Source organism: Corynebacterium sp. HMSC08C04, assembly GCF_001807495.1.
Classification (GTDB): Bacteria; Actinomycetota; Actinomycetes; order Mycobacteriales; family Mycobacteriaceae; genus Corynebacterium; species Corynebacterium simulans.
This window is the reverse complement of sequence record NZ_KV789215.1, coordinates 92,401-99,432: the sequence shown is the minus strand read 5'-3', so window position 1 is coordinate 99,432 and position 7,032 is coordinate 92,401. Positions and strand designations below refer to the sequence as shown.

At 52.8% G+C, this 7,032-nt stretch carries 5 protein-coding genes and 1 pseudogene; 2 read left to right on the top strand and 4 right to left on the bottom strand.

Going from position 1 to position 7,032, the window contains the following annotated elements:
• Window positions 1-250 precede the first annotated feature (250 nt).
• The 4 genes from HMPREF3169_RS07485 to HMPREF3169_RS07470 all read right to left on the bottom strand — a co-directional run bounded on the left by HMPREF3169_RS07485 (window position 251) and on the right by HMPREF3169_RS07470 (window position 2,645).
• The gene (locus HMPREF3169_RS07485; protein ID WP_070432358.1) at window positions 251-1,063 is read right to left on the bottom strand and encodes a trypsin-like serine protease; all 813 of its coding nucleotides are present in this window, start codon (window positions 1,061-1,063) and stop codon (window positions 251-253) included.
• Window positions 1,060-1,242 (bottom strand): hypothetical protein, encoded by a 183-nt coding sequence (locus tag HMPREF3169_RS07480; RefSeq protein WP_070432357.1) that lies wholly within the window; start codon window positions 1,240-1,242, stop codon window positions 1,060-1,062. Before HMPREF3169_RS07480 ends, HMPREF3169_RS07485 begins: the two co-directional genes overlap by 4 nt.
• 14 nt (window positions 1,243-1,256) lie before the next feature.
• Window positions 1,257-2,033, bottom strand: coding sequence for a hypothetical protein (locus HMPREF3169_RS07475; protein ID WP_070432356.1), 777 nt, complete (start codon window positions 2,031-2,033; stop codon window positions 1,257-1,259).
• Between the two features lie 312 nt (window positions 2,034-2,345).
• Window positions 2,346-2,645, bottom strand: coding sequence for a hypothetical protein (locus tag HMPREF3169_RS07470; protein WP_239239153.1), 300 nt, complete (start codon window positions 2,643-2,645; stop codon window positions 2,346-2,348).
• A 776-nt stretch (window positions 2,646-3,421) separates the two neighbouring features.
• Between HMPREF3169_RS07470 and eccCb the strand changes: the two are divergent.
• Together eccCb and HMPREF3169_RS07460 are read left to right on the top strand one after the other, a co-directional pair.
• Window positions 3,422-5,827, top strand: a pseudogene (gene eccCb / locus HMPREF3169_RS07465) (type VII secretion protein EccCb); the annotation flags it as partial.
• Window positions 5,824-6,954, top strand: a complete 1,131-nt coding sequence (locus tag HMPREF3169_RS07460; protein ID WP_070456047.1) for a type VII secretion-associated protein — start codon at window positions 5,824-5,826, stop codon at window positions 6,952-6,954. The pseudogene eccCb and the gene HMPREF3169_RS07460, both read left to right, overlap by 4 nt.
• Window positions 6,955-7,032: the final 78 nt, after the last annotated feature.

Here is a 7,032-nt window from a genome sequence, read left to right as displayed (position 1 = left end):
CTTCTCCCCAGTGCTTCCAACGACGAGAAGCACTGGGGAGTTTCCTTTGTCACTGGAAGCCAAGAATTAAGATCCGTCAACCTGCCGGAAATAAGCACAGCCGTGAAATCTAGTCCGCAAAAAGATGCAGATTGGGTTTAGGCGGAAAACTAGATCCATCTAAACCCAATCTGCATAAGTCCGAAACATGCGCTCTAACTATCTTGGCATCTTCCGCTCTTTTGGTTCCCAAAGGAGAATCTTCCCAAGATTAACGGTAACCTTCACTGCTATCCTGCGTCTCCTTCATAAGGGAATTAATCCAATCAGCATACGGGAAGATATCTGAGTGCCACATCTTCCCACCCCTACGGTCTTGGCAAGTGGGATTCGCTCCTCCTGCTGTATGGACAGCATAAATAGTGTTTCCGGAGTATATTGCACCGCCGGAGTCTCCAGAGCACGACCAGGCGTCGGTAGTAGCAACGCTCTGGAGAATGTTGGAAAAGCTGCCTGCTTCAAATGAGTACTTATCATAGTACGCAACTACACGAACCTCAGCTGTGGAGGGGAAATCATGGTATCCCCCATACCCAATCAAACTAGCTTCATCATTAAAGGTTAAGGACTTTGTGGGTAGCTCAAAAGAATCAGCATTAATTCCGTCAGAAACTTTAATCAATGCAACATCTTCTGTTTCTCCCTTAGTATATACGTCTTCCACCTTCGCGCTTTGACCGTCATATTGCCTAATGAATCCCGAAGCACTCTGACCATTGAGTCCTTGGACACAGTGACGTGCGGTTATCCAAAAACCATTTCTCAGGTGATTGACCGTGCATCGCTTTTTCATTGTTTTCTCCGATTCTTTTATCCAAAGTTGTCCAACCCGGTCGTCTTGTTGCACAACTTTGCTCGAAGATTTTAGAGAAATCATTTCAGCAGGAAGTCCCTCTCGACCGCTATCCATCAACAGAGTACTTTCAAACTTCATCCCTATAAAAAGGGAGCCAAACACCAAAAGAACAGGTAACAGCGGTGAGAGAAAAGCTAGCTGCATTATGTGGCGCAGGGAGCCAGTCATTTCCTGCCAGAGCGCTCAGCACTCATAGCTCTCGCCAACATCAAAAAGCCGACGGACAGCAAAGAGAAAAATGCTATGGCGCCAATCTCTAAGGTACTAGGATCGTCAAAGCACCTTGGCAGCAGGACAACGACCAGCGCTGCAGAAAAAGCACCAAAGAAAAGAATTGCAGCTTTCATTCCGCACCCCTCAACTAAAGCTTAAAGCATTCGATGGCACCGGCGATATCGCCGGTGCCGATGGTGGCAATCGCTCCAATGCAGGCTGCACATACCGCCGCGCCGATAGGCTCTACACCACAGGCTGTTACACAAGTCGAACCGATCAGTCCAGCAACCACTCCATTAACACCAAGAATGGCACCAATGCACGCGGTCTTCTCTCCCCAGCCCTGTAGCTCAGGGGTGTCAGGATCGGCCTTTGGGACATTTTGGTTAGCCTGAAGGGTGGCTCCGTCAACGTAGTCAATGTCAAGGCCTTCGTCTTTAACAAGCTGATCATCCTTGAATACTTGGACGTTAAACTTGTTGTCAGAGCCTTTTGTATAAAGCGTCTCCGATTGGCCAATTGGAGACGAATGATCTTCCGTCTTGTAGGCAACGGTTATGTTACTGAGGTAATTATATTCTCCCTCGTTCGAATAAGGTACAGTAACGAGATCAAAGCTTTCTCCGTCATCACTCTTTACCGTCGTAACCTTTGTATTGTCGAGATCTAGGCGATCGGCGTCACCATGAGCATGGATTTTTCCCTTACTGACATTTTCCTTAGCGTCTTTTAGAAGTTCCGCTTTGTCTGGAGACTGGGTTGTATCCTTCGTGTTGGATGGGCCATTCGACGCTGCACAAGTACTGTTTGAAGCATTAGCTTCCTTATGTGGCATATCGACAGCGGTAGCAGTAGAAGCAGACCCAATCAAAATGGTGCCGGCTGCAAAGAAAGACATAATCTTGGAAGCAGATTTCAACATGATACCTCCTCCTGGCTCGTTGACGTGAAGTAACTATTGGAAATCGCCGGAAAATACCCTTTTTAGATCATAAATCTACAGAATTGTCAGAAATAGAAAGGGCAATTTCAATAACTTTCCGACGTTAACATGCAGCATACATCATATGAGAATAAATAAATATCTTTCATGTTTAAATTTTAGTTAAACTTATATTTCAATATAGTTAATTAAACTATATTGAAATTCCTTCTACCCTTTAGAATTTAAAGGTGCCTCCACAATTTGAACTCCAGTGCTTCCAACGACGAGAAGCACTGGGGGAGTTTCCTTTTATTGAGAGTCTTCCAGCCGTTCTTTGAGACTGGTGGCTAAGCCTAGAAGTTCGTCCGGGTTATCTGCAGGACACTGTTGGGCCAGATTCCTCTGTGTCGCGCGCACAAACTTGGCGAGTATGCCGGCGTCGCGGGCCAGTGGGGAAGTTGAAGGAAGTTCCGCCAGTATTGCTTGCAGGTGTTTGGCTGCACTGTTGGCGGCGTCTAGTGCGTACTCGTAGTCTCCAGTATCCCCGTGCGCCCCAATAAACAACGCGCACAGGTGCGTGTCCTGGGCTTCATGCACAATGCCAGCCATTGCCGTTCCTTAGTCATGTCGTTTTCCAAGTGGTTTTATTTTTAGTGAACTCTCCCATGTTCCGCGGGGCCTTCATCACCTGCAGAGCAGGAACCCCGATGAAAAACACGATTAGGGTGGTTGCGTCGTGCTAATGCAGTTGCAGAGTGGTCCGTCCTTGACACATAATGGGGACGAACAAAACAATGGTGTATGTGTGTTGTTCAAGGAAACTGTGATGATGGGTTATCACCACCACATTTCAATGTGAACCCACTGAACAGAGAGTCTTTAGTTAGGTGATTGCAGCGCCTGACTAACCCCCAGGGTTGCTCCCTGGGGGTTTTCCTTTTGGGTTGTGGAAGTTTCGCGGAGAGAGTGTCTGATGGTTTGTGTGTGGGCGCCTAACCTGCATGAGGAGATGGACAGTAGAATGACTACTGTGGCACGACGAAATCCGGCTGATAAGGCTAAGATTGATGCGATTGAAAAAGCGTGTCAAGTTGTTTGTGTGTGGGGATCGGATCACAATATCAATCTTGGTAGCACGCTGCACCTGTCAATGTCGGAAGCCTCGAGTGTATCGGGGAGGGGCTTTGAGGGCTTGGGTTACGGCTCTACATACCAAATCAGGAAAATTTAGAAACTTCGGTACATAAAATATTTTAAATTTTCCTATTTTCTAGCGCAGGGTTAAAAGTAAGCCCCTAAGCCCCCACATCAATCAGTATGTCTACCACGCGCAGTATTTCGTCCACTGCCCGTAGACGGGGTTACTGTATCGTACCTATAACCCAGGTTCTGGTAAGAGCGAGCTCCTTCGAACACTCGTGACGTCTTTGGCGGCCACACATACGCCGGCCGAGTTGAACCTGGTGCTCGTGGATTTCAAGGGTGGCGCCACCTTTTTGGGCTGTGATTCGCTACCGCACACCTCGGCGGTGATTACCAACCTGGAGGATGAATCCACGCTAGTAGAGCGCATGCACGATGCTATCTCCGGCGAGATGAATCGCCGCCAGGAGCTGCTGCGTGCGGCGGGTAACTTCGCCAACGTCGATGCCTTCAATGCTTCGGCGTCTGCGGTTGGAAAATTCGGTCCGTTGCCGGCGCTAGTCATCGTGGTCGACGAGTTCTCGGAGCTATTGGGGCAGCATCCTGATTTCGCGGAGCTTTTCGTCGCGGTGGGCAGGTTGGGCAGGTCTTTGCATGTGCACCTGCTTTTGGCATCACAGCGCCTGGAGGAAGGCCGATTGCGTGGGCTGGATTCGCACCTTTCTTATCGCATCGGTTTGAAAACTTTCTCCGCAGCCGAATCCCGTCAGGTACTTGGCGTCACGGATGCTTATCATCTGCCAGCCCAGCCGGGCGCGGGCTATCTCAAGACGGATGCCGATGCCCCAGTGAGCTTCCAGGCCACCTATGTATCGGGGCCGGTTGAACGCCAAATTCCCGTGGCTGTCAGTTCCTCCGAGGAAGGCGAGGCAGCTGCGCATGTCGCGCGCGGGCGAGTCAGCCTTTTCAATGGCTGGCCTGAAAATACGGATGCGGATGCAAAGCCTGCACAACCTGATACGCAGACGGTGGTGGACGATACGCAAACGCTTCTCGACGCCGTGGTCTCCGCCGCCGCCAGCGAGGCACAACGCCGTCAGCAGAAAGCACATCGCATCTGGTTGCCGCCGTTGCCTGATGTAGTGGAGCTTTCCAAGGTGGTGGGCAATACCCGCGAGCAATTGACAGAACAAGCAGGACCGCCGAACCTAGAAGCGGCGCTCGGCATCATCGATAGGCCATATCACCAGCGCCAGGATCGCCTCCTCGTAAACCTTGCAGAAAAAGGCGGCCATCTAGCCATTTGCGGCGGGCCGCAATCGGGTAAATCCATGGCGTTGCGCAGTCTAGTGAGCACCTTGGCGGTGCTGAACCTTCCTGCGCAGGTGCGCTTCTACGTCATCGATTTAGGCGGCGGGGACTTGGCTCCGTTGGAGCGTCTCCCGCATGTCGCCGGTGTGGCTGGACGTGCAGAACCCGAAAAGGTCCGCCGCATCGTGGATGAAGTAGCAGGGCATATTCGGTGTCCAAGTGAGACCCATACTTTTCTGGTCATCGATGGCTGGCACCACATTGGTACGGCTGGTGCGGAATACGAGGATTTATCCGAAGCTATCACCGGCATCGTTGCCGATGGTGCCTCAGCCAATATCCATGTGGCGGTAAGCACGAACCGTTGGACCAGCCTGCGGCCAAACGTGCGTGACCTTATTTCTCAACGATTGGAGCTGCGCCTCGGCGAGGCGATGGACTCGCTAATCGACCGAAAGGCCCAACAAAAACTGCCGAGCGCGCCGGGGCGGGGCCTTACTGGGGAAGGCGAGAACATGCTCATTGCGGTAACTGCCAATCAGGACATCGCTCACGTCGGGCGCCTGCATGCGGACTCACTTCCTGCCCCGGCTCTGAAGATGCTGCCGGATAGGCTTGATGAGGTACCCGCTCAAAATGCAGAAGCTGGTATCCCATGGGGAATTGGTGGACCGGATCTCGAGCCGCTTTATTGGAACCCAGACACGACTGCGCATGTTGTCTGCGTGGGCTCTCAAGGCTCTGGAAAATCTACCTTCCTGCGCACCCTGGTTCGTGGAATCGAGGCATTCCCGCGTGAGGAAGCCCGCTTGGTTGTTTTGGACCAGCGCCGCGCCCACCTGGGGGAGTTCAACCCTGAGATGGTCGCGGCCTACGCGGCAAACACCGCCGCCTGCCAACAAGTCATCAGCGATACCGTACGCACCCTGGAAGCCCGAATGCCCGGCGCGGAAGTGACCCCGTCCGAGTTGGCGGCCCGCTCGTGGTGGGAGGGGCCGGAGATCTATCTAGTCATTGAGGACCTTGAGCTCATAAGCGAGATCACTTTGGCGCCGCTCCTTGAACTACTTCCGCATGCCCGGGACATTGGCCTCCACCTCATCATGAGCCGCAAGTCTGGCGGAATCTCGCGCGCCTTGTTTAGCCAATTCCTCTCTGCAGTACGTGACCTGCAGCCGGCGGTATTCCTTCTCGATTCCGATCGCGAGGAGGGCACCATCTTCGGACTTAAGCCAGCGGTCCAACCAGCTGGCCGGGGCCAATGGTCCGTCCGCGGGGCGCTTATCGGCATTGCCCAATCTCTCTACACCGAACCAAACCAGGAGAATGACTCATGAATTCCATCCTGACCGGCGACAATCCCGCTACTGGTTGGACAGAAACCGAAACTCTCGTCGTTACCATTTTGGATGCTGCCACCATCTTTGAAGGCCCTGAAACCGTCTACCGTTATGATCTGCCAGGCACGGGCATCGTCGAAGGCTGGGCGTTAAACGCCGTCGTGGAACAATGCACGAAAATCTGCGGCCCGCAATGGCCGCAGGTTAACGCCGAGGTGATCGTTGATATTTCCGGTACCGCCGTATCTTTCGAAGCGGCAGAAATTCTGCGTCGCCAGCTCGCTGTAACCGGAGTATCCGTAGCTCCCAGTGAGGAAGAAGACTGTGTGAGGCCTGCCTCGCAACCCAGCCCGCTAGAGAGTGGGCCACTAGAAAATGAAGCGGTAGAAAACGCTGAATTTTCAGCCGGACAACCGGCACAAATGTTGCGAACAAATAACGGCGAAGAATCCGGTGATAACACCAGCCTTAAGCCAGAAAAACTACGCGTTAAAAAGGACGGCATTGTAAGCAAGGTGGCGCTGCCGGGCTGGTTCGATCCCTTCTACGCCTCCATAGCGGCAATCGTGCTCATTGTCGCTGTCCTTTCATGGTGGGCAGTGGGGCGAAGTACCGAGACTGCACCAGCGGCGAAGGCGGTGCCTTCGGAAGAGGAGGCATCGCCAAGCGCTTCTGCAAAAGAAAGCATGAGCGCTAACACGGAAGATGAGGCACAGCCGGAACTCGCGCCGGGCCAAAAAGAACTCGATGTTGAGGGCATGCACGTGGTCTTGCCCCTTGGATTTCAAACGGAGGTCAAAGACGGGCTCGTCACGGCAACTGGCGAAGACCCCAACCTGCGAATTCTGCTTGCAGCCGATCCACTCTATGCAGTGCCAGCCGACATGCTCTTGAAGGAACTCCATGCCGAAATCGAGGCCGATCCCGCCCTAGGCGAGGCTCACGAAGAAGCAGGCCGGCTTTCTTACACAGAAGACCCCGGAGATGGTTCCAAGATCGCGTGGATGACGTGGGCTGACAAGGACCATCAGCTATCCGTGGGTTGTCATACAAGGTACGAGGCCAACGTGGTGCAAAAGGCTGCCTGCCGCATGGCCGTGGAATCGCTGGTCAAAAAGATCTAAAAAATTTGGCGCTGTGGGAACCGCTTGCGGAAAAGGACAGTCCAATAAAAGTCCAATAAAGATGAGAAAGCCGCACTC

Excerpts from the sequence above, each read along its gene's own strand:
- HMPREF3169_RS07460 (WP_070456047.1), top strand. The coding sequence starts at position 5,824 with ATGAATTCCATCCTGACCGGCGACAATCCCGCTACTGGTTGGACAGAA.
- HMPREF3169_RS07470 (WP_239239153.1), bottom strand. The coding sequence starts at position 2,645 with ATGGCTGGCATTGTGCATGAAGCCCAGGACACGCACCTGTGCGCGTTG.
- HMPREF3169_RS07475 (WP_070432356.1), bottom strand. The coding sequence starts at position 2,033 with ATGTTGAAATCTGCTTCCAAGATTATGTCTTTCTTTGCAGCCGGCACC.
- HMPREF3169_RS07480 (WP_070432357.1), bottom strand. The coding sequence starts at position 1,242 with ATGAAAGCTGCAATTCTTTTCTTTGGTGCTTTTTCTGCAGCGCTGGTC.
- HMPREF3169_RS07485 (WP_070432358.1), bottom strand. The coding sequence starts at position 1,063 with ATGACTGGCTCCCTGCGCCACATAATGCAGCTAGCTTTTCTCTCACCG.